Source organism: Wenzhouxiangella sp. XN79A (genome assembly GCF_012272825.1).
Lineage (GTDB): Bacteria > Pseudomonadota > Gammaproteobacteria > Xanthomonadales > Wenzhouxiangellaceae.
Genome location: NZ_JAAWWS010000166.1, coordinates 26,162 through 50,587 on the forward strand (window position 1 = coordinate 26,162; position 24,426 = coordinate 50,587).

General features: G+C 67.8%; 20 protein-coding genes. 8 read left to right on the forward strand and 12 right to left on the reverse strand.

The genetic code is table 11. The features are described 5' to 3' along the window. The first annotated feature begins 115 nt into the window (after window positions 1-115). The gene (locus HFP89_RS14280; RefSeq protein WP_168718350.1) at window positions 116-1,432 is read left to right on the forward strand and encodes an NAD(P)/FAD-dependent oxidoreductase; all 1,317 of its coding nucleotides are present in this window, start codon (window positions 116-118) and stop codon (window positions 1,430-1,432) included. 21 nt (window positions 1,433-1,453) lie between these two features. Here the strand turns inward: HFP89_RS14280 and HFP89_RS14285 are convergent, their stop codons facing one another. Continuing rightward, complete coding sequence (locus tag HFP89_RS14285; RefSeq protein ID WP_168718351.1) at window positions 1,454-2,977, reverse strand: GGDEF domain-containing protein; 1,524 nt, start codon at window positions 2,975-2,977, stop codon at window positions 1,454-1,456. Window positions 2,978-3,185: 208 nt separating this feature from the next. Here HFP89_RS14285 and HFP89_RS14290 point away from each other — a divergent pair, with 208 nt between their 5' ends. Then, window positions 3,186-3,578: a hypothetical protein gene (locus HFP89_RS14290; RefSeq protein WP_168718352.1), complete on the forward strand. Its 393-nt coding sequence runs from the start codon at window positions 3,186-3,188 to the stop codon at window positions 3,576-3,578. Between the two features lie 119 nt (window positions 3,579-3,697). Here HFP89_RS14290 and HFP89_RS14295 read toward each other — a convergent pair whose 3' ends face one another. Next, window positions 3,698-9,448, reverse strand: a complete 5,751-nt coding sequence (locus HFP89_RS14295) for a choice-of-anchor D domain-containing protein (protein ID WP_168718353.1) — start codon at window positions 9,446-9,448, stop codon at window positions 3,698-3,700. A gap of 82 nt (window positions 9,449-9,530) precedes the next feature. Between HFP89_RS14295 and HFP89_RS14300 the strand changes: the two genes are divergently transcribed. After that, the gene (locus HFP89_RS14300) at window positions 9,531-10,118 is read left to right on the forward strand and encodes an ECF-type sigma factor (RefSeq protein ID WP_168718354.1); all 588 of its coding nucleotides are present in this window, start codon (window positions 9,531-9,533) and stop codon (window positions 10,116-10,118) included. Beyond that, a complete protein-coding gene (locus HFP89_RS14305; protein ID WP_168718355.1) occupies window positions 10,115-12,406 on the forward strand; it encodes a serine/threonine-protein kinase in 2,292 nt (763 codons plus the stop codon). The genes HFP89_RS14300 and HFP89_RS14305 overlap by 4 nt, the downstream gene beginning before the upstream one ends. A 26-nt stretch (window positions 12,407-12,432) precedes the next feature. Here HFP89_RS14305 and HFP89_RS14310 read toward each other — a convergent pair whose 3' ends face one another. Continuing rightward, window positions 12,433-13,152 (reverse strand): hypothetical protein, encoded by a 720-nt coding sequence (locus tag HFP89_RS14310; RefSeq protein WP_168718356.1) that lies wholly within the window; start codon window positions 13,150-13,152, stop codon window positions 12,433-12,435. A 147-nt stretch (window positions 13,153-13,299) separates the two neighbouring features. On the opposite strand from HFP89_RS14310, the gene HFP89_RS14315 reads away from it, so the two are divergent. The 4 genes from HFP89_RS14315 (at window position 13,300) to HFP89_RS14330 (ending at window position 17,062) form a co-directional block, all read left to right on the forward strand. Then, window positions 13,300-14,451, forward strand: coding sequence for a histidine kinase (locus HFP89_RS14315; protein ID WP_168718357.1), 1,152 nt, complete (start codon window positions 13,300-13,302; stop codon window positions 14,449-14,451). Further along, complete coding sequence (locus tag HFP89_RS14320; protein ID WP_168718358.1) at window positions 14,448-15,080, forward strand: response regulator transcription factor; 633 nt, start codon at window positions 14,448-14,450, stop codon at window positions 15,078-15,080. The genes HFP89_RS14315 and HFP89_RS14320 overlap by 4 nt, the downstream gene beginning before the upstream one ends. Before the next feature lie 102 nt (window positions 15,081-15,182). After that, complete coding sequence (locus tag HFP89_RS14325) at window positions 15,183-16,145, forward strand: CHAD domain-containing protein (RefSeq protein WP_168718359.1); 963 nt, start codon at window positions 15,183-15,185, stop codon at window positions 16,143-16,145. A gap of 80 nt (window positions 16,146-16,225) precedes the next feature. Continuing rightward, window positions 16,226-17,062 (forward strand): hypothetical protein, encoded by an 837-nt coding sequence (locus HFP89_RS14330; RefSeq protein ID WP_168718360.1) that lies wholly within the window; start codon window positions 16,226-16,228, stop codon window positions 17,060-17,062. Between the two features lie 20 nt (window positions 17,063-17,082). Here HFP89_RS14330 and HFP89_RS14335 read toward each other — a convergent pair whose 3' ends face one another. From HFP89_RS14335 to HFP89_RS14375, 9 genes are read right to left on the reverse strand one after another with little or no spacing between them, the layout of a single operon-like run. Next, window positions 17,083-17,697 (reverse strand): biliverdin-producing heme oxygenase, encoded by a 615-nt coding sequence (locus tag HFP89_RS14335; RefSeq protein WP_168718361.1) that lies wholly within the window; start codon window positions 17,695-17,697, stop codon window positions 17,083-17,085. Between the two features lie 17 nt (window positions 17,698-17,714). Continuing rightward, entirely contained in the window at window positions 17,715-18,902 is a 1,188-nt protein-coding gene (locus HFP89_RS14340; RefSeq protein WP_346775258.1) for an FAD/NAD(P)-binding oxidoreductase, read from the reverse strand. Beyond that, window positions 18,889-19,410, reverse strand: a complete 522-nt coding sequence (locus HFP89_RS14345) for a dual specificity protein phosphatase family protein (RefSeq protein ID WP_168718363.1) — start codon at window positions 19,408-19,410, stop codon at window positions 18,889-18,891. The genes HFP89_RS14340 and HFP89_RS14345 overlap by 14 nt, the downstream gene beginning before the upstream one ends. 11 nt (window positions 19,411-19,421) lie before the next feature. After that, window positions 19,422-20,033 carry a hypothetical protein gene (locus HFP89_RS14350; protein ID WP_168718364.1) on the reverse strand — a complete coding sequence of 204 codons (612 nt, stop codon included), beginning with the start codon at window positions 20,031-20,033 and terminating at the stop codon, window positions 19,422-19,424. After that, entirely contained in the window at window positions 20,030-21,694 is a 1,665-nt protein-coding gene (locus HFP89_RS14355; RefSeq protein WP_168718365.1) for a protein kinase, read from the reverse strand. The genes HFP89_RS14350 and HFP89_RS14355 overlap by 4 nt, the downstream gene beginning before the upstream one ends. Continuing rightward, entirely contained in the window at window positions 21,675-22,349 is a 675-nt protein-coding gene (locus tag HFP89_RS14360; protein ID WP_168718366.1) for a hypothetical protein, read from the reverse strand. The genes HFP89_RS14355 and HFP89_RS14360 overlap by 20 nt, the downstream gene beginning before the upstream one ends. Before the next feature lie 3 nt (window positions 22,350-22,352). After that, entirely contained in the window at window positions 22,353-22,943 is a 591-nt protein-coding gene (locus HFP89_RS14365) for a hypothetical protein (RefSeq protein WP_168718367.1), read from the reverse strand. Next, window positions 22,940-23,755 (reverse strand): hypothetical protein, encoded by an 816-nt coding sequence (locus HFP89_RS14370; RefSeq protein ID WP_168718368.1) that lies wholly within the window; start codon window positions 23,753-23,755, stop codon window positions 22,940-22,942. Before HFP89_RS14370 ends, HFP89_RS14365 begins: the two co-directional genes overlap by 4 nt. Before the next feature lie 2 nt (window positions 23,756-23,757). Then, a complete protein-coding gene (locus tag HFP89_RS14375) occupies window positions 23,758-24,420 on the reverse strand; it encodes a V4R domain-containing protein (RefSeq protein WP_168718369.1) in 663 nt (220 codons plus the stop codon). Window positions 24,421-24,426: the final 6 nt, after the last annotated feature.

Consider the following 24,426-nt stretch of genomic DNA (forward strand, 5'->3'; position numbering starts at 1 on the left):
GGGGCTCAGGCCGGCCGCCTGCGATTCCTCCGGAACGAGGCTCCGTTCGCAAGGCTCTGGCACCATATACCGATAGGCTGCGCGCTTCGCAGCTGCTTTGTCGGGAGAGCCACGAATGAAAAGCGACGCCGCAACGAAGATCGTCATCGTCGGCGGCGGCTCCGGCGGGCTGAAACTCGCCACCCGCCTGGGCAGGCGCTATCGCCGCGACGCCGACGTGGCGGTGACGCTGGTCGACGGCACGCTGACCCACGTCTGGAAGCCGCTGCTGCACGAGATCGCGGCCGGCACGCTGGATATTCACGAAGACGAATGCAACTACCTGGCACATGCCCGGCGGCATCATTTCCGGTTCGTCTGGGGCCGGATGCAGGGGCTGGACACGGCGCGGCGTCGGATCGTGCTGGAACCGCTGGACGGCAACGGCGACGGCAACACCGTCCCGACCCGCGAACTGGCCTACGACGTGCTGGTGCTGGCGGTCGGCGGGATCAGCGACGATTTCGGCGTTCCCGGGGTGGCCGAGCACTGCTACCGGCTGGACTCCGCGCCCGAGGCCGAACGGTTCCGCCGCAGCCTGCTCGAGGCCTACCTGCGCGCCGGGCAGTCCGGGGTGACGCCCGAGCCGGGTGATCTCGACGTCGCCATCGTCGGCGGCGGCGCGACGGGGGTCGAACTGGCCGCCGAGCTCGACAAGATGCGCCACGAGCTCAACGAGTACGGTGCGGTCGGTATCGATACGGTCGAAGACACACGGATGACGCTGATCGAGCGCGTACCGCGGCTGCTGCCCGGCCTGCCGGAGGAGCTGGCCGCAAGCACCGAGCGCGAGCTGGTGGCTCGCGGCATCGATGTCCGGACCGGCGAGGCCGTGTCGAAGGTCACCGCCGAGGGCGTCTACACCGCGAGCGACGAGTTCATCCCGGCATGCTTCTCCGTGTGGGCGGCCGGGATCCGCGGCCAGGCCTTCCTGTCCGAGATCGAGGGGATCGAGGTCAATCGCCGAAACCAGGTGCAGGTCAAGCGCACGCTGCAGACCACCACCGACGAGCGGATCTTCGCGCTGGGCGACTGCGCCGCCTGCCCGCTGGACGACGCGGGCTCGGGCTTCGTGCCGCCGCGCGCCCAGGCCGCCGATCAGCAGTCGAAGTTCCTCGCCGCGCAGATCCCGCGCTTCCTCGCCGACCGCGAGCTCGAGCACTACGTCTACAAGGACCGGGGCTCGCTGGTGTCGCTGGACGACACCGCCGTCGGCACCCTGATGGGCGCGCTGATGGGCAACGTGAACTTCGAGGGCTGGGCCGCGCGCTTCAGCTATCGCATGCTGTACCGCTCGCACCAGCGCGCGCTGCACGGTTCGTTCCGGACCCTGGTGCTGTGGATTTCGGACATCATCGGCCGGCGCACGAAGCCGAGATTGAAGCTGCACTGATCGCCGGGACGATTCGGCGTGTCACGCGTCGGCGGCGGCCCAGGCCACGCGGTCACGGCCGTCCGACTTGGCCCGGTAGAGCGCTCGATCGGCGCGCTTGATCAGCGTGTCGAGCGCCTCGCCGGGTCCGAGTTCGGCCACGCCGATGCTCGCGCGCAGTTCGACTCTGTCCGAGCCGACGCGAAGCGGCTGCCGGTGGAGCGCCTCGAGAAGCCGCTCGGCCACGCGTCGCGCGCCTTCGAGATCGGTGCTCGGCAGCAACACGGCAAACTCCTCGCCGCCGAAGCGTGCGGGCAGGTCGCCAGCCCGGGCGTTGTTCCGCAGGCAATCGGAAAATTCTTCCAGTGCGCGATCGCCGACGTGGTGCCCGTAGCGATCGTTCACGCGCTTGAAGTGGTCGAGGTCGATCATCAGCAGGGACACGGGGATGCCGTTCCTGCCCGCCTCACGGATCGCACCTTCGGCCCGCTGGAAGAAGGCCCGTCTGTTCGGCAGGCGCGTCAGCGAATCGCTGAGCGCCAGCCGCGACAATTCGCTTCCGTAGCGCCGCTGGCGCCACAGCGGCAGCATCAGCAGCAGGGCCTCGGCTTCGAAGTGATAGGCACGCTGCGCCAGCGTGGGCACGGAAAGACGCTCGAGCAGCGTCCGCGCCACGTGTCCATCCGCGAGCGCGGCCGGAAACCGACCCTGCTGCAGCGCGAGTCGTGCCTGCTCGAGCACGACCATCGCCAGCCCGAAGTCATCGCCGGCGTCGCGATAGCGATTCTCGAGGTCGTCGAGGTCATCGGACAGGCCGTCGAGCCGCTCGGCGTTCATCAGGACCTGGACGCGGGCGAAGCGCGCGTCGGCTTCCGCCATCGGATCACCGATCTCGACGGCGGTCCGCGCCGCCCGTCGGTAGGTGGACGAGGCACGTTCCGTATCGCCGAATTCGCGGTGCAGCACGGCCAGCATCATCTCGGCGTCGTAGCGGGCCGTGGCCTCGACATCCCGCTCCGAGATAAGTTGCTGAAGATCGGAAGCGAAGGAGAGCGCATCGGAATAGATCCGCGCGCCGAGCGCCACCTGCACGGCGACGGCCAGCGCTTCGGCGCGCTCGGTGGCCGGGACAGCGGCATCGAGGAGACCCAGCGCCCGGCGGCTGGCCGCCAGCGATCGCTCCTGTTCGCCGAGCGAGAAGGCCACCGTGGCCCGCGTCCGATACCAGCGCGAACGCAAGGCATCGTCGACCTCATCGAGCCGTTCCCGGGCTTCGTCGAGGGCCTGCTCGGCCTGCCGCGAAGCGCCGAGCATCAAACGCCCTCGGGCCAGCACGATGGCGCGCCGGATCGCCTCGGCGGCATCGCCCGGCTCGACGGCGGCTGCCCGCTCGACCGCGGCGGCAGGCGATCCGGTCAGCAAGGCTTCGGCGCGTTCGATCTCGTCGGCGGAGGCCGCGGAAAGCGGCAACGTCGCCAGGGCCAGGAGACAGCGCAGGACCCACCTCGGCCGGAGCGGGGCGTTTCCGGACGCACCGAAGCGCGCGATGACGAAGGAACGAGGCATCGACAGGATGATTTCGGGTCGGAACGATCACTCGCTCGGCAGTTTCGAGCGTCGAGTACAGGCCGCGGGCCTGGCAGGACCAACCACCATCGGTCGCGTTCCGGTCGAGGCCGCATCATCGGCCTCGGAAGCCACGGGTTGGGATTCCTCGATCGGCGAAGCGATGCCGCTATCATGTCTGTAGACGTCCCTGCTACAGGAGAACCCCGTGCGGAAATTCCTTGCCCTGGTTTGCGCCGGCCTGCTGCTCGCCGGCTGCGGTGAACGGGAGGCGGCCGAAGCCGCATCGTCGGCGGAGGACGGCTCCGGGACCGTCAGCGGCACGCTGGACGGCGTGCCGTTTCGCCTCGAGGCCCGCTGCATCGATCATCCGACCGACCGGTTCCGCTTCCGGTCCGAAGAAAGCAACGGCATGCGGCTGTCCGGCATGCAGCGCGGCGACAAGCTGATCGTCGACTACACGGACGGAGCGTCGAATTTCAGCACCCCGAACCTCGAGACCTTCGAGAAGAGCGCCACGGGCGCCAGCGGTTCGGGTGCGCTGTTCGCCGAAGGCGGCGGAGCGAACGTCGACCTCGTGTTCCAGCTTCGCTGCGACTGACGCGGAAGGAACACAAGTCCGGTCGGCATCGTCGCATCTCGAGCCTCGATCGCCTCGTGCGTTCGACCGGGTCCCGACGCGCCGGCGCGCCCGCCCTCTCGCGGGTCCCGAACCACCGCTCACTCGAACCCGCTGAAGAACAGCACGTCGCGCGTGCCGCGCAGCTCGATGAAGCGCGGACCCTCGGGCTCGTTGCTGTCCAGCCGCAGTTCGGCGCGGCGGACGCCCGGACCGGTCGGCGAGAAGCGGACCGTGAACCCGCAGGCGTTGCCCGGCTCGACGGCGCTGCCGCTGCAGCCGTCCTGGCCGGCGACGAGTTCGAAGTCGGCGGCTGCCGGTCCGGTGATCGTCAGCGCATCGACCTGCAGCTCGAAGTCGCCGCTGTTGCCGAGCGTGACGATCCGGTCGGCCGGCGGCTGGCCGATCGGCAGCTCGCCGAAGTCGATCGCGGCGGGGGCGAAGTCGGCCACCGGCCGGGTGACGTTGCCCCAGAGCTCGATGGCACCCAGGGTGGTCTCGAGCTGGGCGGCGACCCCGAGCTCGCCGACCTCCGGCGCCGGATCGACCGGCACGAAACGCAAGCCGACGCTGCAAGCGTCCCCGGGTTCCAGCGCGAAGGGCGGCAGCGGGCAGTTGCCGCCTGTGACCATGAACGGTGCATCGGGCTGCTCGATCGACAGCACGTTCAGCGGCAGGTTGCCGGTGCTGGAGATCGTCAGCAACTGCGGATCGCTGACCTGGCCGGGCGCGACCGGGCCGAAGTCGATCAATCCCGGCGAGATCGCGACATCGGAGGCGATACCGCGCTCGAAGGCGCCGATGTCGCACGCCGCGCCGCCCTGGGGCCGCTCGAGGTTGCGAAGGTCCGTGGCGATGCACGGACCGGCCAGCACATCGACCGCCGGGCTGTCGGCGCGCGGCTCCAGCACGATGCGGCCGTTGTCGAGCACGACCGCCGGCTCCAGGCGCGGATCGACGTCGACCAGGTCGCCGGCGGCGGGCGTGAACGGACAACCCTCGAGGTCGTCGTTGATCAGGTTGCCTCCAGCGGAGATCAGCTGATTCAGGCAGCCGCCACCGCCGGGATTCACCGCCGTGTTTCCTGACAGGATCGTGTTCTCGAGCGTCGCCATGGGCTGACCGGAGAACTCGTCGAAGAGCGCCGCGCCGATGGAGCGCGCCCGGTTGCCGGTCATCGTGACGTGCAGCAGCGACAGCGTGGCTCCTGCACTCGGGCTGCTCGTGATCGCGCCACCGCTGCTCGCTTCGTTGGCCAGGAACAGGCTGTTTTCGATCACCGCCGGGCCGAAGTTGGCGATCGCTCCACCGCTGGCGCCGCCCACGCTGGCGACGTTGTCGGTGAAGGTGCTTCGCCGAACGGTCAAGGTCCCCGTGCTGTAGATCGCGCCACCGTTCGTCGCGTCGCCGTTCTGCAGCAGCGTGTCCTCGATCACGAGATCGCCGTCGTTGCGGACCAGGCCGGCGACGCCTCCGACGTACTCATCGCCGGACAGGGTCAGGCCGAGAAGGGTCAGCCGTCCGCCCGGTGCGACCTCGAACAGCCGCTGCGGGCCTTCGGCCACGATCTCGCTGAGGCCGACGCCCACACCGATCAGCGTGATGTCGCCGGTGACCGGAACGGCGCCGAGTTCGAGCCGGAACAGGCCGTCCGGCACGGCAATGGTCCGTGACCCACCGAGCCCGTTGGCCTCCTCGATCGCAGCGCGCAGCGTGCAGCGGCCTTCTTCGTCCTCGCAGAAGCCGTCGCCGCCCTGGGCGTCGTTCGAATCGGCCTGAAGCGGATCGACGGTGATGTCGCCGGACGCGACCAGGATGCGTTCGAGGGTGGCCGACACGTTCGCGTTGCGGTTGATCGGGTCGGCAAACACGCGCGCCCGGGACGACAAGCGCGTACCGAGCGGCAGGCCGGCATCCGCGATCGCGTTGATCGTGACCTGGCGATCGATCGGCGGCGTACCCTGACTGTCTCCGCGCGGAATCGGCAGCAGGTCCGGAACGGCGCAGACGCGCGTGGTGCCGTCCTCCACGCAGCTGGCACCGCTGATGCCCAGCACGGTCAGGCGCGGGTCGAGCTCGACTTCGAGCGTGACGCCGGTGGCCGGAATGCCGGCGCCGCCTTCCCCCTGGAAGTTCGACAGCCCGATCGGGTAGCTGATCGGCTGGCCGACCGGGATCGCGCGCGGCACGTCGCGCTCGAACACCGCCAGGTCGGTCATCGGAACGACGTCGATCTGGAACGTGGTGCAGGTCTGGGCCGGGGCGCTGTCGGTCACGCAGGTCTGGACCGAGCGGTGGCCGGCGGTGCCGTAGACGTGACGCGCGTGGACCAGCCCTTCGCCGCCGGCGTTGAAGTCCAGCAGCGGTCCGGTGATCGTGCCGTCGTCCAGGATTTCGCCTTCCGGCTCGGCGGTGCCGTCGCCCCAGGCGACCAACATGCTGTGGGCGTCGCCGGGATCGGGATCGAACACGCCGACGTTGAGTTCCCACGGGTAGCCGATGCCGGCCACGAGGTCGGCGGGATCGCTGGACGGCGTCAGCTCCGGCGGATCGTTGACCGGCAGCACCTCGAGCGTCACCGTTTCCGGCGCGGAGATCGCCTGGCCGTCGGTGACGGCGAACTCGAAGGCATCGGGGCCGTTGTAATCGTCGTTCGGAACGTAGGTCGCGGTCAAACCGTTGATCGTGACCTGGCCGCGGGCCGGCGGCGTGATCAGCACGGCGGACAGGCTCTGCAGCGGCTCCCAGGGATAGGTGTCGCCGATGTCCGGGTCGCTGCCGTCGAGGAGGATGCCGGTGGCCTGGTCTTCCGTGACCTGGGCGGTGATGCCCTGGGTGGCGAAGGGCACGCGCTGGTTCTGGTTGACGTCGACGGTGGCCGTGGCGATGTTGCTGCGAACCAGTTCGCCGCCGATGCGCAGGCCGTCGGAGGCGAACCAGTCGAAGGTGTCCGGGCCGATGAAGTTGTTGTTCGATCGGTAGGTCACGAAGCCCGTGTCCGGCCCGGTCATGGTCACCGGATCGGCGGCGAAGATGTGCAGGATGTCGGTGTCCGGGTCGAGCACGTAGAAGCTGGTGGAATTCACGGTCACCGAGTCCGCGACGCCGAACTGGCCGATGATGAAGCAGTTGACCGATTCGCAGTCCGACCTCGCCTGGCCGGCGAAGAAGCCTTCCGGCGTGAAGCGCTGGATGCGGTTGTTGCCGCGATCGGCCACGTACAGGATGTCGTTCGGATCGATCGCGAAGCCCTGGGGACGATCGAACTGGGACGGGTCTTCCCCGGCGTCCTGGATGCGGCCGCAGACGTCGTTGGTGCAGGAATAGCCGAGGCTGCGCTTGCGGGCCACGTCGCAGACCGCCGCGCTGCCCGGGGCGAGGTCGCTGTCGCAGCGGCCGAGCCAGCCGACCAGCGCCCCGGACGTGAACTGCGGTGGCGAGACGCCGCGGTCGACCGCCGAGGCGCTGTACTTGTGGATCTTGCTGTCGCTCCAGTCGACGACGTAGACGTTGCCGGCCGAGTCGGCATCGATGTCCCAGGCCTGGCCGATGTCGCTGGAGCTTGCACCGACGACTTCATCGATGCGGTCGAAGAACACCGCCTCGTTGCTGCCCTCGCGCTCGAGAAAGTCGAAGGCGAGCAGCTTGCGCGTGCTGGCCACGTACAGAATGCCCTGCGCGTCGATCACCGCATCCACCGGGTTGCTCAGGATGCTGGACGGCACACCGTCGAGGCGCACGACTTCCCGGCTGCCCGAAAGGTCCTGGTTCAGCACCTGCAGGTGGTCGGTCTGACCGCTGATCCAGTACAGGAACGGATCCGGGTAGCCCGGCAGGCCGCCGGGGTGGAAGGATAGCCGATCGACCTGCGCGCTGCTGCCCAGGTCGTACTCGCCGAGCAGTTCGCCGTCCGGCCCGAAGCGGGCGATCCGCGTGTTGTTGGTCGAGATGCCGGTGCTGCTGTTCGAGTCGCAGCGCACGATCCGGTCGATGACGAAGGACACGCCGTCGTCGTCGGTCGTCACGTACTCGGGGCTCCAGACGTAGTCCTGCGGCGGGAGCGTGCCACCGCCCTGGCAGATCGCGCCGGGGTCGAACTGGGCCTGGACGCGCAAGTCGTCGACGAAGGTCGGCAGCAGCGGGGCGACGAAGAAACCCTCGTCGGGCTGGCGGTCGATGTAGAAATAGAGTTCGTCGTTGTCGGCGTCGGTGGCCGTCAGCGGCACGGTGATCTCCTCGAACGACGGACCGGCGGCGACCGCGTCGTCGGCCGCCGGTGCGTTGTTGCTGCCGGTCGGCTTGACGTTGATGGTCTGCTCGACCCACGGCGAGACGTTGCCCGAGGTGTCGGTGGCGCGCCAGCGGACGACCGTCGGGCCGAAGGCGAAATCGGCCGGGCCGTCGTACTCGATGACCGGCTCGAGGTCGACCACGTCGAAGACCTGTGGCGACCCGGTGTCGACGACGATCGGCGCGGTGTCGCTCTCGATGACGATCGACGGCGGCGGCGCGATCTGCGGCGGGCGGGTGTCTTCGACGACGATCGTCTGCACCAGCGTCGTCGAATTGACGCCGCCGCCCGGTGCCGGGCCGGCGTCGCGCGCGGTCCAGGTGATCGGGTGGCTGCCCAGCGGCAGGAACGGGGCCAGCGGCACAGTGACCTGTGGCGTGCGATTGCAGGCATCGGTCGCCGCGATCGAGTCGCGCAGTACGGCGCGCAGGCCGCGCGTGGACTGGCCGCCGGGTTCCTGCGCCTCGATCCGGAACGTGGCCAGGGCCGGGTCGACGAAGTCCAGCGTCGGCGGCACCTCGTCGAGCACGTCGACGGTCTGCCGTTCGATCGTGACCACGCCGGTCGGATAGCTCTCGAGGAACGAGCCGGTCACCGTGTCGCGCACCGCTTCGTAGAGGTTCTTCAGAATTTCCTTCGCCACCGCCTTCTTCGACCCGGGCGGATTGCCCGGGGAATAGATCGGCGGCAGCGTGTCGAGCAAGCCGACCGAGGTCTCCGCCCGCCACGTGACGGTGTGGCGACCGACCGGCAGCTGCACTTTCCGATCGATGTCCACCGGGCAGGGTTGACCGGCGTTGCTGATCGGCACCGTGCCGTCCAGCACGCAGCCGACCGTATTGACGACCTCCACCACGGGCTCGAGGATGCCCGACGGCGTGATCCGGGCGACGAACTGCTCGGCAGGAAACTCGTCGAGGTAGCCGGGCGGCGCTTCGCCGGGAAGGAACATGCGCACATCGACCCCGGTGTTGTAGTGGAACACGCTGGGGGTTCCGAAGCCGCGCGAGTCGGCCGACTGCGTGAAGGTCCAGTTGCCGAGCGGCTTGTAGGGCACGCCCATGAAGTCCTCGCGGCCGCCGGCGATGATCGGCTGACTGAAGTCGTAGCCGCAGGCCACGCCGTCGGCGGTATCGACGTTGGGCGAGACTTCGATGTCGGCCGGCGCTTCGAGCACCGCCGGGCAGAACTTCAGGCCGAGATTGGCCGCGTACGCCGGAACCTGTCCGAGCAGGTAGTCCCACGGCGGGTTCGGGACCAGGCCGATGCCGAACGCGGCGGCGTAGGGAATCGAGAGCGCACCGATGCACAGGAGGCTGCGGTCGTTCCGGGTCAGCGCCTTGGCGTCGATCCGTGCCTCGAGGCCGTCCAGCCCGTCGAGCTCGGGGAGATCGAGCGCGTGCAGGTTCTCGAGCGCCGCACGCATCTCGATCTCGGTGGACGGCGTCTTGTGAGGAATCGGCGCAGAACGATCGATGTCGGCCGCAGCCAGGTGCGGGGCCATCGTGAACAGCAGGACGACCATCCCGACAGGCAGGATTCGTGGGAAGACTCGGTTCATCGTTCGGCACGCTCGTATCGGGTGTACGGTCCACTGCGCCGTTTTCTGCATAATCGGATCACCCGCTCGAACGGAAACGGCCATGACCGACCGCACGGCACCGCCCGAAGACCCGCCGCTGACCGAGCTGCTCAGACGCTCGGCCGACGGCGACCGCGCCGCCCGCGACCGGCTCTGGACCGAGGTGCACGGCCAGCTGCGTGCGCTGGCGCGAAGCCGGTTGGCGCGCGAGGCACCGGTGACCTGCCAGCCGACCGAACTGGTCCACGAAGCCTTCCTGAAACTGTCCGGACCGGACGTCGAGCCGCGCGACCGCAATCACTTCCTGGCGCTGGCCGCGGTGGCCATGCGCCAGGTACTGGTCGACCAGGCGCGCAGCCGGAACCGGCAGAAGCGCGGCGAGGGCGTCCGGCCGCTGACGCTCGATACCCGTGCGGGCGTCGATTCCGACCCGGACTCCGACGGCATCGACGTACTCGACCTGCATACCGCGATCGACGAGCTGGCCGACATCGACCCGCGCAAGGCCGAGGCCGTGGTGCTCAGCTACTTCGGCGGTCTCACCGACGACGAGGTGGCCAGCGCCCTGGCCATCTCACCGGCCACCGCGAAGCGCGATCTGCGCACGGCACGCGCCTGGCTGGGCAGCGCACTCGAGTCGGGCGGATGACCCGCGACGACTTCCTCCGGCTGGAGCGCTGGTTCCAACGCGCCGTCGAGGCCGAGGACCGCGACGCGGTCGTCGCCGCCTGCCGCGCCGAGGATCCGGCCCTGGTCGAGCAGCTGCAGGCGATGCTCTCCGCCGACGACGCGCAGGCGCGCGGCGACGATCGATGGAAGCAGGTCGTGGCCGACGAAGCCGGCACGACACCCGACGAGACGCCGCCCGAGCGGATCGGCCCGTTCGACGTCGTCCGCCGCCTCGGCGCCGGCGGCATGGGCGTGGTCTACCTGTGCCGACGCTCCGGCCCGGACTTCGAGCAGCAGGTCGCCGTCAAGCGCCTGCCGGCGGCCGGCGACTCGGACTTCGCCCGCGAGCGGCTGAAGATGGAGCGCCGCGTGCTGGCCAGCCTGCGCCATCCCCACATCGCCCAGCTGGTCGACGGCGGCGAGGAGGCCGACGGCACACCCTGGGTCGCGATGGAATACGTCGACGGCCAGCCGATCGACCGCTGGGCCGCCGAGCAGGGACTGGACCGCCGGGATCGCGTCGAGCGCTTCCTGGCGCTCTGCGACGCGGTCCAGTTCGCCCACCGCAACCTCGTCGTCCACCGCGACATCAAGGCCTCGAACGTGCTGATCGACCGCCACGGCCAGCTCAAGCTGCTCGACTTCGGCATCGCCAAGCTGGTCGACGACGCCGACAGCGGCGACGCCCCGTTGACCGTGGCGTCGACGATGACCCCGCACTACGCCAGTCCGGAACAGGTGCGCGGCGAGACCGTGACCCCGGCCTCGGACGTCTACTCGCTCGGCGTGCTGCTGTTCGAGCTGCTGGCCGGCCGGCGGCCCTACGAGTTCCCGACCCGGCGACCGTCGGACATCGAACGGATCGTCTGCGAGACCGAACCGCCGCCGCTGGGCGGCAGGAACGCCCGCGACCTCGACTGCATCATCGCCCGAACCATGCACAAGGACCCGACCCGCCGCTACGCCAGCGCCCGCGAGCTGGCCGACGACCTGCAGCGCTGGCTCGACGGCCGACCGGTCGAGGCCCGACCCGACAGCGCGCTCTACCGCGCCGGGCGGTTCCTCGGGCGCCATCCGTTCGGCGCCGGGGCCGCCGCGCTGATCGCGGTGCTGGTCATCGGCTTCGGGGCGACGATGGCCCGCCAGGCCCACCTGCTGGAACTCGAGCGGGACGCGGCCGCGCGCGAGGCCCGGGTGGCGCAGGAAACCTCCGCGTTCCTGATCGACCTGTTCGCCGTCTCCGACCCGCGCGAAGCCAACCCGGCCGACGTCCGCGCCCGCGACATGCTGGACGCCGCGGCCGAGCGCCTGCCCGAGGAGCTGGAAAGCGACCCGCTGGGCCGGGCGCAGCTGATGCACGTGATCGGGCTGGCGTATTCGAATCTCGGGCTCGGCGAGCGGGGCCTCGGGCTGCTGCGCGAGGCCATGGCGCTGCGGATCGAGCACGCCGGCGAGGACAGCGCGCTGGTCGCCGACTCGCGCAACCGGTTGGGCAACGTGCTGCGGCGCTTCGGCCACCTGACCGAGGCCGAGCCGCTGCTGGTCCAGGCGCTGGAGTGGCGGGAAGAAAACGGTCCGATCGATCAGGATCTTGCCGATTCGTACAACAACGTCGGTCTTCTGCAGAACGAGCTCGGGTTCTACGAAACCGCCGAGCGATCGCTCCGCCATGCCATCGAACTACACCGTCAGGTCGATGGCCGGGACACCGACGCCGCCGCCGCACCGCTGCACAACCTGGCACTTGCACTGCGTCGTCAGCAACGCTTCGACGACGCCGCGGAGGCGGCCGCCGAGTCGATCGCGATCAAGCGCGCGGCGGGCGACTGGAGCCTGTCTTCGCTCGCCGTGACGCTGGCCGTGCTGGCCAACATCGAGCGCCAGCGCGGCGACCTCGACGCCGCCCTGGCCCACTCGACCGAATCGCTCGCGCTTCGTGAGCAGGTCTTCGGTCGCGACAACGTGCTGATCGCCAGCGGCCTGGTGACCCACGCCAATATCATCGAGGCGCTCGGCGACCTGGACCGGGCCGAACGGCTGAAGCACGAGTCGGTGGCCCTGTTCGAAGCCGACGGCAGCGCCGACAGCCTGCGAGCCGCCGACTCGCAGCTCGGTCTCGGCGAGCTGCTGCTCGACCGGGGCCGCTTCGACGAAGCTCGGCCGCTGCTCGAACGCGCCGCCGCCAGCGCGCGGCGCGAACTGCCCGCGGGCAGCCCCGAACTCGAGCGCTTCGAAGTGGCGTTGGCACGCTTGAACGGCGCGGACTAGCCCGAGCGTTCCACCGCCGCCCGCTGCTACGAGGGCTGGGTCTCGAGACCCGGCACCTTCTCGGACACCTTCGACCGCGGTCGAAGGTAGCGGCGGTCCAGCCACCAGCCGGCGACGAAGGACAGCGCCAGCGGTCCGAACCAGGCCAGGTGCTGGATCATGCCGCTGCCGAGCTCGGGCACCAGCCGCATCAGGCCGACCTGAAGGAACGCGATGTGGGTGGCCACACCGTTGGCGATCATCGCGCCGTAGTGCTCCTTCAGCCACCAGCGGGGCGACTGCGGGCCGGTGCGGAGCAGCGAGCGTGCACTCCAGGCGCCCAGCGGGCCGATCAGCCCGAAGATGATCAGCAGTACGGCGCCGTGGACGAACCCGATGATGGTGACGGCCAGGCCGGCCGCGCCCAGCACGACCGCGCTGACGCGATACCCGGTGCCGGTGAAGCGGGCGAAGTCGTTCTTGCACTTGATCGCCGTCCAGGCAGTGCGGCAGGCGTGCCCGACCAGGATCACGAGATAGGCGAGGAAGGTCGCACCCACCCACTGCCCCTTCAGCGCCTGGGACAGCGCGAGCGGGATCGCGGTGAGCAGCACGCCGATCATCGCCAGCAGATAGACGCGGCCGATGGTGCGGTGCAGGGCCGAACCCTTCTTCGCGAACGCGGCGGTCCAGAAGGTCAGCAGCGCGACGGTCCCGATCAGGGCGTGCGGAAGCGCGAAGCCGGACAGGAAGGGGATGATGGTCATGGCGGAGTCCTCGTCGGAGCGTGGCCACAGCATCGCCTGCCGGCCGGCCCGATCGAGGTGCCGGAAGTCAGGAAAACCGGGTGCCGGAAGTCATGACTTTGCCGCCGCCGGTTGTCGTCGGGCGTCCGCCCGGCTATACAGGACGCCATGAAGCACGCACTGCGCGACGGCCTGCTCGACCTCGTCATCAGCCCGCTGGCCTGGGCGTCCTATGCCGCCTGGCTGGCCGTCTGGCTGTCGGCCAGCGCGGTGTTCGGCGCGCAGGACGCCGTGTTCCCGTCGATCGTCGACGGCCTGCTGTTCGCGTGGCTGGCGGCCTGGCTGGTCTGCCTGCTCGACGACCTGGTCCCGACCGCCGTCGACAACGCCGCGCTGCTGGCGCTGATCGCCCTGACCGCGCTGGCGCTGTGGTTCATCCAGAACGGCACGACGCCGATCCTGCTGATCCTGGTCGCCATCCGCCTGACCGGCCGCCTGCCCAGCCGGGCGCTGGTGGCCGGCCTGATCGTGGCCAACCTGTACTTCTTCGGCGTGCTGCTCGGGCCCTGGGACCAGTCGGTGCAGAGCGCGGCGCTGACCGTGCTGGCCATGGGCGGCTTCCAGCTGTTCGCGGTCATGGTCATGGTCTACGCCAACCGGGCCGAGCGCCTGGCCGAGGACCTGCAGGCGGTCAACGCGCGGCTGCTGGCCACCCGCTCGCTGCTCGGCGAGACGGCGCGCGATCACGAACGGCTCCGGCTGTCGCGCGAGCTGCACGACGTGGCCGGACACAAGGTCACGGCACTCAAGCTCAACCTGCGCGGCCTGGCCCGCAAGCTCGACGGCGACGCGGCCGAGGCGGTCGAGCAGTCCACGGCGCTGGCCGACGAACTGCTGCAGGACCTGCGCTCGGTGGTCCGGCACCTGCGCGAGACCGAGGGCATCGACCTCGGCAAGAGCCTTCGCGAACTCGCCCGGCCGTTTCCCCGGCCCCGGCTGGAGCTCGTCATCGCCGACGAGGCCCGCATCCCCCGCGCCGACCAGGCCGAGGCGCTGTTACGGGTCGTCCAGGAAGGCCTGACGAACGCGGCGCGTCACGGACCGGCCGAGGTCCTGCGGGTCGTCCTCGATCGAAACGGCGGCCGCTTCGTCCTGGTCGTCGAGGACGACGGACGGGTGCGCGGACCGCTGCAACCCGGCAACGGCCTGACCGGCATGCGCGAGCGACTCGACGAACTCGGCGGTACGCTGGACATCGGCACGTCCGACCTCGGCGGCGTCCGCCTGACCGCCTCGCTACCGCTGGAGCCGAACGCATGACGATCCGCATCGCGCTGGCCGACGACCAGGCCCTGATCCGGGAAGGCCTGAAGTCGGTGCTCAACGACCTTCCCGGCATGGAGGTCGTGGTCGAGGCCGAATCGGGCGAGCCGCTGCTGGACGCGCTCGACGACCACGCCGTCGACCTGGTGGTTTCCGACATCCGCATGCCCGGCGTCGACGGCATCGAACTCTGCCGGCGGCTCGGCGAGCGCGACGACGCGCCGCCGGTGCTGCTGCTGACCACCTTCGACGACAGCGCGCTGATGCTGGCCGCGGTCGAGGCCGGCGCCCGGGGCTTCGCGCTGAAGGACATCTCGCCGGAGGACCTGGCCGAGCTGATCGAGGCGGTCGTCGACGGCCGAGGCGGATTCAAGCCGATCAGCACCGCCGGCGTGGCCGAGCGCTACCCGTACCCGGACGACCAGCCACCCCTGGACGCCTTCTCCGACCGCGAGCTGGCCATCCTGCGCCTGATCGCCGGCGGCTACTCCAACCGCGAGATCGCGCGCACCGTCCACCTGGCCGAAGGAACGGTCAAGAACTACGTCTCCGACATTCTCGACAAGCTCGACACGCGCGACCGGACCCGTGCCGTGCTGAAGGCGATCACGCTGCGGATCATCTGAGGGGCGCCGATCGGCCCGGGCATCCCGGTGCGGTGGCGTCTTCACGCTTTTTCAGCGCCCGCGTTAGGGTCGTAGGCACTCCTGAACCCGAGCGTGCCGATCGTGGCGTACCGAATCCAGCCGGGAGAGACCGTGCAGGCGGCGGTTCACCGGATTGCAGGCGAACAGTCGGACAAGGCCCTGCGCGACCTGTCCGGCGAGCGCGAGGGCGATGTCGAGGCGGCCGTCCACGATGCCCGCAAGCGCTGCAAGAAGCTGCGCGGTCTGCTCCGCCTGGTCCGGCCGGTCATCGGCGAGCTGTACGCGCCCGGCAACCGTGCCTTCCGCGACGCCGCGCGTCGACTCGGTCCCTATCGCGACGCGCACGCGCTGCTGGAGACCTTCGATCGCCTCGGCGCCGTCGCTCCCGGCCGCGGTCGCGACCGTGAACCCCTGGCGGCGGTGCGCGACGGCCTGGCCGCCGACGCCGAGCGCGCCTCGACCGCGTTGCGCGACGGCGACGACGACCTGGAGGACGCCGCCCACGGCATCGAGGCGGGCGTCGAACGGGCCCGGCGCGTCCGGATCGACGCCGCCGTCGGCCCGTTGGACGCATCCGCGGTCCGGCCCGGACTGAAGAAGACCTACAAGCGAGGACACAAGGCCCGACGCACGGCCGCCGACAGCGCCTCGCCGGAGGACTTCCACGAGTGGCGCAAGCGCTGCAAGTACACCTGGTACCACCTTCGGCTCGTCGGCCACGCTGCGCCGTGGGTCCTCGGTCCGCTCGCCGACGGGTTCCACGCCCTGTCCAACACCCTCGGGGACGCCCATGATCTTCACGTGCTGAGCGAACGGCTCGGCGCCGAACCGCAGCGCTACGGCGGCTCCGATGCGGTCGATCGGGTGCACGTACTCGCCGGCGGCGTTCGTCTCCGACTCGAGCACGCCGCGCTGCGCGGCGGCGCCGTCCTGTATGCCGAGCCACCGGGTCGCTTCGCCGATCGCCTCGCTCGCTACTGGCAGACGTTCCGCAGCGACGGCGTCGAACCGCCGCTGCCCGAACTCGACGATTCGATCGATTGAACGGGATCGACGAGCCGCATCGGTGCTCGTCGACCGCCCACGCCGCCCGAACTTCACCACGAAATTCCAAGGAGCCCGACATGCATCACTCGCCGATCCCGACCCTTCTGCTTGCGTCTCTTTTGATCATCGGCTGTTCCGATCGAGAGCCCTCCGGCGACGCGGACAGTCCGCGGGCGGATCGCTCCGCGCAGGCCACGGACTCGCCCGGCTCGGCCGAAGCCGAGGACCGCAACGACGGCATGGACGCCGCCACGCCGGCGCTGGCCGAGGACGACGTCGCGTTCATGAAGCGACTCGGCCTGATCCGGGGCCACCTGCACGCCGGGCACGCGCTGTACGTCGACGGCCGATCCGCCATGGCGGAAACGCACATGAAACATCCGCGCGACGAGTTGTACGCGGGACTGGTCCCGGCCATCGAGGCGCGCGGGCTGAAACCGTTCGATGCGGAACTGACGGCGTTGAAACGGGCCGTCGAAGCCGGGGCGCCGAGCGAGGACGTCACCGCGGCCTGGCGCGAGGTCGACGGCGCCATCGAGTCCATCGAGCGCGCCACCGCGGCCTCGCCGCGCGACGAACTGCTGGCGGTGGCCGCCATGCTCGATACGGCCGCCGAGGAGTACGCCATCGGCGTGGTCGACGGGGTGGTCGACAACGTCCACGAATACCAGGATGCCTGGGGATTCACCCAGGTGGCGCTGGAGCGCATCGGTCAGATCGTCGTGACCACCGATGTCGAGCGCGAGGTGACCGCCGAAGCCGGGGTCGCGATCTCCAGCCTCGAGGACCTGTGGCCGAACCTCGACCCGAAGGTTCGGCTCGACGCAGATGAAACGCGGATCATCGATGCCGCCGACAGGGTCCGCGCACTGGCCGATGACCTGGAGACGGAAACCGGCGCGGCCTCGACCTGACAGCGGCCCCGTTCGAACGGTCAGACCGGCAGAGGCTCTCCGACCGACGCGGTCGCGGTGATCCGGAGCACGCCGCACGCCGAGACGTCCATGTAGTCGCGAAGTGCGCCGAACGTCGAACGCGCCCCGGCAACGACCGCGTCCGGATCGACGGTGTCATCGGATTCCGCGGCATCGAGGAAGGCGCGGAAGCCAGGCCAGTGGACGGTTCGCATCGCGTAATAGGCCGTGCACAGCCGGGCGTGGGAACCGAATCGCTCGGTCAGACGCTTGCAGATCAACCGCGCACCCAGGGTCGATCCTTCGAGCACGTAGATGGCGCCCAGACGTTCGGAATCGGTTCGCGGCAGCCAGCCATCGTAGGAAGACCGGACCCGGGGTCGGCGGGTCACGCCGGACAGGTAGGCGAGATCACGATCGACCCGGGGCAAGCGGGGGATGTAGCTGTACTTCGCGCTGTGGAACAAGGCAAGTTCCGGATCGAAACGGCAGAAGAAACAGGCCCAATGCCCGAGCAGCAGGGCGTATTCATCGAGATCGAAATCCGGGCGAAAGATCGATTTCAGCAACTCGGCTTCTTCGACGGCGCGGTGGTCGTCGACGGTAGCGTGGCGAAGCGTATCGGCAAGTCCCATGTTCGTTTCTCCTGGTTTCAGGCCGCCGGCTTCAGGACGGTCCGGACGATCTGGAGTTGGTCGGCTTCGGCAGAGCGGCCGATCAGGCGACTCGAGAGCATTTCTGCCGTTTCGGAGTCCATCCGATAGTTCACCATGCTGACCCGCCGCACCAGGTCATCCTCGGTCAGGATGCAGATTCCCTGCTCCTTGGAATCCGACCAGTCCTCGCCGATCGCCTTCATCTCGGCGGCATTGCCGACGCCGATCGATTCCAGGCGCATGTCCAGGAATTCCGAATACAGGAAGGAACTCGGCTTGAACTGCACGTCGTCACCGGCCAGGTTGCGGCCGGCGGCGGCTCCGGACCGGAGCGCATTCTCTTCGTGGCGAAAACTCGAGGCCTGCACTCCGAAGCGCGCGACATCCCCGCAGGCAAACACGTCCTCGAGCCCCTTGATCCGGAGCCGAGCGTCCACCGCCAGGCCGTGCCTGGAGACTTCCGGATCGTGCGAAACGAAGTCGACGCTCGGCTGCTGGCCGATGACCGGAATGACCACATCGGCATCGAGCTGCTTGCCGTCGCTGAGCTGGACCCGCCCGCCCGGCTCGAGCCGGATCGCACGGCGACCGGTAATGCACTCGATTCCGGCAGCCTGCAGCCGCGCCCGGATCCGTACAGCCAGCGGTTCCGACAGATAGCCGGTCAGCGGCGCCTCGGAGGAGATCACGAGTTTGACGCGGATTCCGTTGGCACTCAGGGAGCTGGCCAGCTCCACGCCGAGCAGACCGCCACCGATGACCACGGCCGATCCTCCCGCCGCCAGTTTCTGTCGGACGCGACGGAAATCGGCGAGCGAATTGAAGTACACCGCTTCGGCGCAATCGCCCGGAAGCCGGCGGGGCTGTAGACCGGTGGCGATCAGCAACTGCTCGTAGCGCACTTTCTCTCCGGATGAAAGGGTCAGCAGATGCCGATCGAAGTCGGCTTCCGTGACCCGCGTCGCCGGGTGATACTCAACGCCGAACCGGGCCGGGTTGTAGAAACAATCGGAAACGGCCATGCCTTTCCACAGCTGCTTGCTCAAAGGCGGCTTGCGGACCGGCATGTCCGACTGATCGGACAGCATCATGATCGTGGACACCGTGTCCCGGGAGCGGAACGACTTGACGGCGGCCATTGCCGCCATCCCGCCACCGATTACAACGAGGTCATGAAATATCATTATCGAAGCCCCTGTCTTGATTCCACGTCGATTCGATCCACAACAACGCCGCCAGTGCCAACCTGGTGAGCCGGAGCTCGTCGTTCGTCCGGGCCACGGCCGCCCAGGCACTCAGGGGATCGAGCCTCCGAGCGACCATCAGCCCGGCGGCGGCGACAAGCGGGGATCGGCTGAGACCGAGATGACAGAACACCACGACGCGCTCGCCCTGCTCGAGTGAACGGACCAACGCCCGCACCGCTCGCAGAAGATTGGCGCGAAGCACCGGCGTGGAGTGCTCGAGAAAATCCCGGGCGCCGAGCTGCTCTCGACCGTCCCACGGGTCCGATGCGGAGAAAGGATCGGCCAGCCGGAAGACCATGCCTTCGATTTCGATCGGAGTCTCGTCGCGATCGAGAAGATCGGACGCACCGACACCGCACAGACTGATCCAGCGATTGAAGCCCTCGCGCTGCCAACCTCGAAACGCTTCGCTATCCGGCAGAGGTGACACGGTCACCGCGTTCACCGCGCCGGCCCTCACGCGGCGTGGCTCCGCGGCGACCGGACGTAGCCCTCGAATTCGTCGAGCACGTCGAGACAGTCCGCGTCGAGCCGGCCGCCGTGATCGGCACCGGACGGATCGAAAAAGAAGAGCCCCGCCCAACTCGTTGCATCCAGCATCTGCATCTGCGCGAGCAACTGAGCCTTGGACGGCAGCGCGAACGGGACCGGGTCACTATCGGCAAGCAGGATGGAGAATCGGTCGACCATCTGGAGCGCGTAGGCGAACCGACTGATCTCGGCCAGGTGCAACAGCACGACGATGCGTTGATACGGCACATCGATAGACCGGAGAAGCGACAGTGCACCGGCGCTCGACTCCGGCGGAACCGCCGGACGGGAACCGAGCACGACCGGATTGCGCATGCCATCGAAGACTTCCCCGAGGCGATGGATGCGCTGCGCACGCCCGAGCAGGCCGGCCACGCCGAAGCGCGCGATTCCCTGCTGATCGAAGACCGGGGCAAGCACCGAGCTTGCGCTGAGCTCGATGACCAGCGAACTGCCGTCGTCGACCACACCGAGGGCATCGAGATGACGGACGGCAAGCGGATTCGTGTACAGAATGCATTCGATCGAATTTCTCATGGACGGACCTCACCTTCTTGCGGTTGATCGGGCTCGCCGGTACTGGGCTCGATCGAACGCCTCTGACGTGGACGGAGCCGGAGCGGAGACAGCCATTGCCGTCGGACCCGCCCGGTTTCGGAAAAGGAATAGAGTCGGACCTGGCCGGATTGAAGCCAGGCAATGCAGCCGTTTCGCGTCAGCGATACGTTTCGAGTGCCGGGATCCAGCGCGATCCGCTGGCGACAGATGCCGTTCTCGATCGTCTGCGCTTCGAACGACACCGGCCGCTGCACGCTGCGCAGCAGCAAGCGAAGCGAGCCGTCCTGCGAAACTCGCAATCCCTCGGCCATGCCGTCGAGGTCACGCGACCAGCGCACGACGAGATTCCGGTCTCGGCAGACCAGTCGATCCTGCAGGTTGCCCTCGATCACATAACAGCGGTCCGTCGTCAGCGCGATCAGGTCGCTGTTGACGAACCCTTCGAGTCGCGTCCGCGCGATATCGGCGCTGCCGCGCGAGGCGCAGAACAGCCAGTTGTTGCTCAGCCAGGCCTCGCCGTCCTCTGCAACGGCAATCGCGTCGGGCACGTGCCGCAGCCAGCGGACATGGCTCAGCCGGTCGAACTCGACGCACCACTGCCACAGGTCGGAGCCCTGAACGAAGTACAGTTCGTCGCCATGCCAGATCGGCGATACGCTCGAGCACGATACGGAGCCGATGGTGCGGCCCGTGGCCTCACGGACCACGAGATTGCATCCGGCGTGGAACGCCACAAAGCGGCCGTCGTCGCTGGACAGGACGGTGTCGAAAGGGCCACGATGCGAGCGCGCATGCCGCTTCACCAGGCCTGCCGGAACGACCGTCGCTGATCGCGGCAATACGGACCGATCGTCGCTTGCGCCCTTCATCAGCAACGCCAGCGCTTCACTGGCGTGCTCGGGCCGATTCCGTTCGTCGTTCTGGAGCAGACGGGACAGCAGGTTGCGCAGCGCCAGGCAGGGCACGCCGGACAATTCGGGAATCGTGTAGCGCGCCTCGCGATAGATCGCAGAGGGCATGCCACGGTTCGGCACGCTGCCGCGCAGCGCTTCCAGCAGGACAATCCCCAGCGAAAACAGATCGGAACGAAGCGACGGGTGGCCGTCGACCGATTCCGGAGCCTCGTACGCCGGAGATGCCGAACGCCATTTCTGCTGCTCGACTTCCTGGAAATACGCGCTGCTGCCGAAGTCGGCGAGAAAGAACCTCAGTGAGCTGCCGTCTCTACGAACGAGGATATTCTCGGGCTTCAAGTCGCTATGGAGCATCCGCTGCGCATGCAGGCAACGCAACGCAACCATCAGATCGTGCGCCAGCCGCTTGACCAGGTCCGGAGACCAGATCGATCGCCGTCGAAGCCACTTTCGCAGGCTGCCGGAGGAGAACCACGGGTAGATGAGCGCACAACGCGTGTTATCGATGAACACGGTATCGAGCGGCGCGACGATCTGGTCGCGGACCGGAAGAGCGAACACGTTGAGTTCCCGACGGTAGCGGTTGCCATCGACCAGCTTGATGAAGACCTTGTTGCGATCGTTGTTGTCGAAGGCGACGTACACGTTGTCGTTCGGGCCGCCCCGGATCGGACGGATTCCGGAGTACGCGCCACCGAGCATGGTTTCAACGACAGAGGAATTCACAGATCTCGTCCGGTGGCGTCCGGTCGTCGACCATCGAGCGAATCTGGTCGATGCGTGCCGGTGCGGTGATGAGGAATTCGGTCTGCGGGGCACCCAGTAGCGGTGAGGCGATCTCGGCGTAGTCCAGGTCGCGACGGCTCATGGCCTCGAACATTCCGACCAGCATGCCGCCGACCATGTGATCCACGGGCTCGGCGAGGTCGCTGAGCGCGCGCGCAAAGATGCTGTTCTTGAAGGTCACGCGGATCAGGCCTGCCGAGCGAGCCATCGATAAATCGAAATCGGCCCGTCCCCACCCATGAAGCTGATAGTACGACTCCAGCACGGAGAAGAACGACTGCACCGAAAGACGGTCGAGGCCTTGCGGCGCGATCTCGTTGACCTGCCGGTTCAGCGTCTTGGCGGTGCGCCGACCCCAGGTGAGCCCGGCGGTCTTCAGAATCAGCGACCAGGCCTCGCCGGTTTCATGCAGCAGCGCTTCATAGATGCCCCGTATGACATCCTCGGACAAATAGATGACGCGATATTCGGCATAGCCGCGAACCGTCCCTTCGTCGAGCGTGTAACAGAGCTGATCTTCACCGAAGATCCGCTGGAGGACCATTTCCGTAGCTTCGGTCTGAGTCGTTTCCTGAATGGGTGCAGGGCTGGACATGGATCAATCCCCGGTAAGAATTTCGCGAACGATTTCGACATGCGGCTTGAGCAGAAGGTAGTGCGGCTCGTCGAGCGATTGCTGGTAGTTACGATCCATGAGGAGATAGGTCTCGTAGAGCGACTGCAACCCGTCCGGCAGGCCGTTGATGCGTTCGGCATCTTCATTGCTGCCGAACAGAACGCTCTCCTTCGGTTTGACCCGCCCCGGAAAATTGAAGGCCTGGAGAATGGTCTTGAGCCAGAACAGCAGCTTGTCCTTGTACCATTGATTGTCGTTCATCAACATGGCCTGAATGGCGTAGGTGCTTACGTTGGTCGCATCACGAACGCACTTCTCCGGTGCCAGTTTGTGCTTCTCGGCGTACGGGTAGACCTCGAAGATCCGGTTGATCGCATCGCTGACTACGTCGGCTTCCACCGCATAGGCGGCTTTTGCGGCATCCGCCCGCTCCGCCCAGTCCGGAAGAAGGCGTCGATAGATCGATAGTTCGTCTTCCGTCAGATGGCGGGCTTCGGCATCCTTGAATATCCGACGGAGTTCGTCGGGAAGTTCGGGTCGGGCAGTGTCGACCACTGCTGCATTGGCACTCATTCCTTGCCTCCTTCACTACGGCGGTTTTCGTTCTCGGAGCTTCGGTCCACGGCATCGTCGGTTGCTGCAGGCACCCGCTCCCGTTCACGCAGCTCGACCACTCGCCGGACGTGGTCCGGAACCTCGCCGCCATCCGGGTCGACCGAGAAGCGCTCGCCCGGAGCGCCGTCGGCCGGATCCGCCGGATCGGATTCCGCCGTCGGGTCGTCGGCATGGGCGTCCGTGTCACCATCCCAGTTCAGGTTCTCGAAGAAATCCTGCGCGTCATCCTGCGCGTCGGATTTCCGTTCGTTCATCGATCGCTCGACCGCCGATCGTTCGCTCATGCTTGGCTCCTCCTGCTTCGTTCCCGCGCCGTCCCAGGGCATGTCGCTAAGGAACTCCGCCGCGCCCTTCTCCACTTCATGACGCGATGCCTCACCGCCGACGTTCGCGCTTTCGGCATCCGTCGGCGAGCGGGGTGCCTCGCCTGGTTCCCAGGGCATTTCGGCAAACAGCTCCTCTGCCGTCTGATCGAATAGCGCGTCGGCCTCAGGATCGTCGGCCCGGCGTGGCTCCGGCGCCGCAGCTGTCGCTTTCGATGCAGGCCCGGCGATCGCCACATCCGCATTCGTCGCCTCGGCTTTGTCCTCGATGCCGATGGCGTCAACGCCACCGGCCCCTACTTCCGAGCCGTCGACCGACGACGAGTGGACCGTGATGGGCTCGTAGAGCTCCAGTTCGTCGACCTCCTTCAACCCACGCACCTTCAGCGCCTTTCGCACCGTGGCCAGCGTGCCTCTCAACAGTCGAGCGTTCATGTCTTGGTTCATGCCTAGTCCTCGATCTTTTCGAGAATTTCCTTGGCCGAAGCCCCTTCACTGCGCCAGAACTCCGCGGCGTTGACCTTCTTTTCCTCGCCGACGAGGAACTTGCAGACGTCGCTGCCCATGGAATAGCACTGCACCTCGATGCTCTGCAGGTCGGTGCGATGAAAGAAGCTGAAGGCCCCGGCGAACAATCCGGCGTACATGTGGCACACCGGCTTACCGACGATCTGCATCGACTGGGCCACCGCCGAATTCCTGATCTCGATGACGGTGAAGTCCCGCTTCTTGAACTCCAGATCGAGCCGCCAGGCCCCAAAGCCCATGATGGTGAGCGGCCACCACCAGCATTCCCAGACGAACTTGGGATTCATCTGCCAGATTTCGCGCTTTCCGCCGCCGAATTCCTGACGCATCCGAGCAGCGAAGCGCTTCATGTCTTCCAGACCCCAAGCGATTCCGCACCGATACATCAGCAAACCGCTGGAGGCGCCTACTTCTTCCTCGATCCCGAGGTGCAGTCCGACCATGAATGCTTCGGTCACTTTCGCCGCGCGCTGACCGTCCCGAAGGAAGATCTCGCCGGTCTTCGGATTGGATCGGAAGAACTCATCGGGCACGTAGTAGTTGTGGTAGCCCGCGTATCCGCCGATCGCCGTATCGATTGACATGGTCAG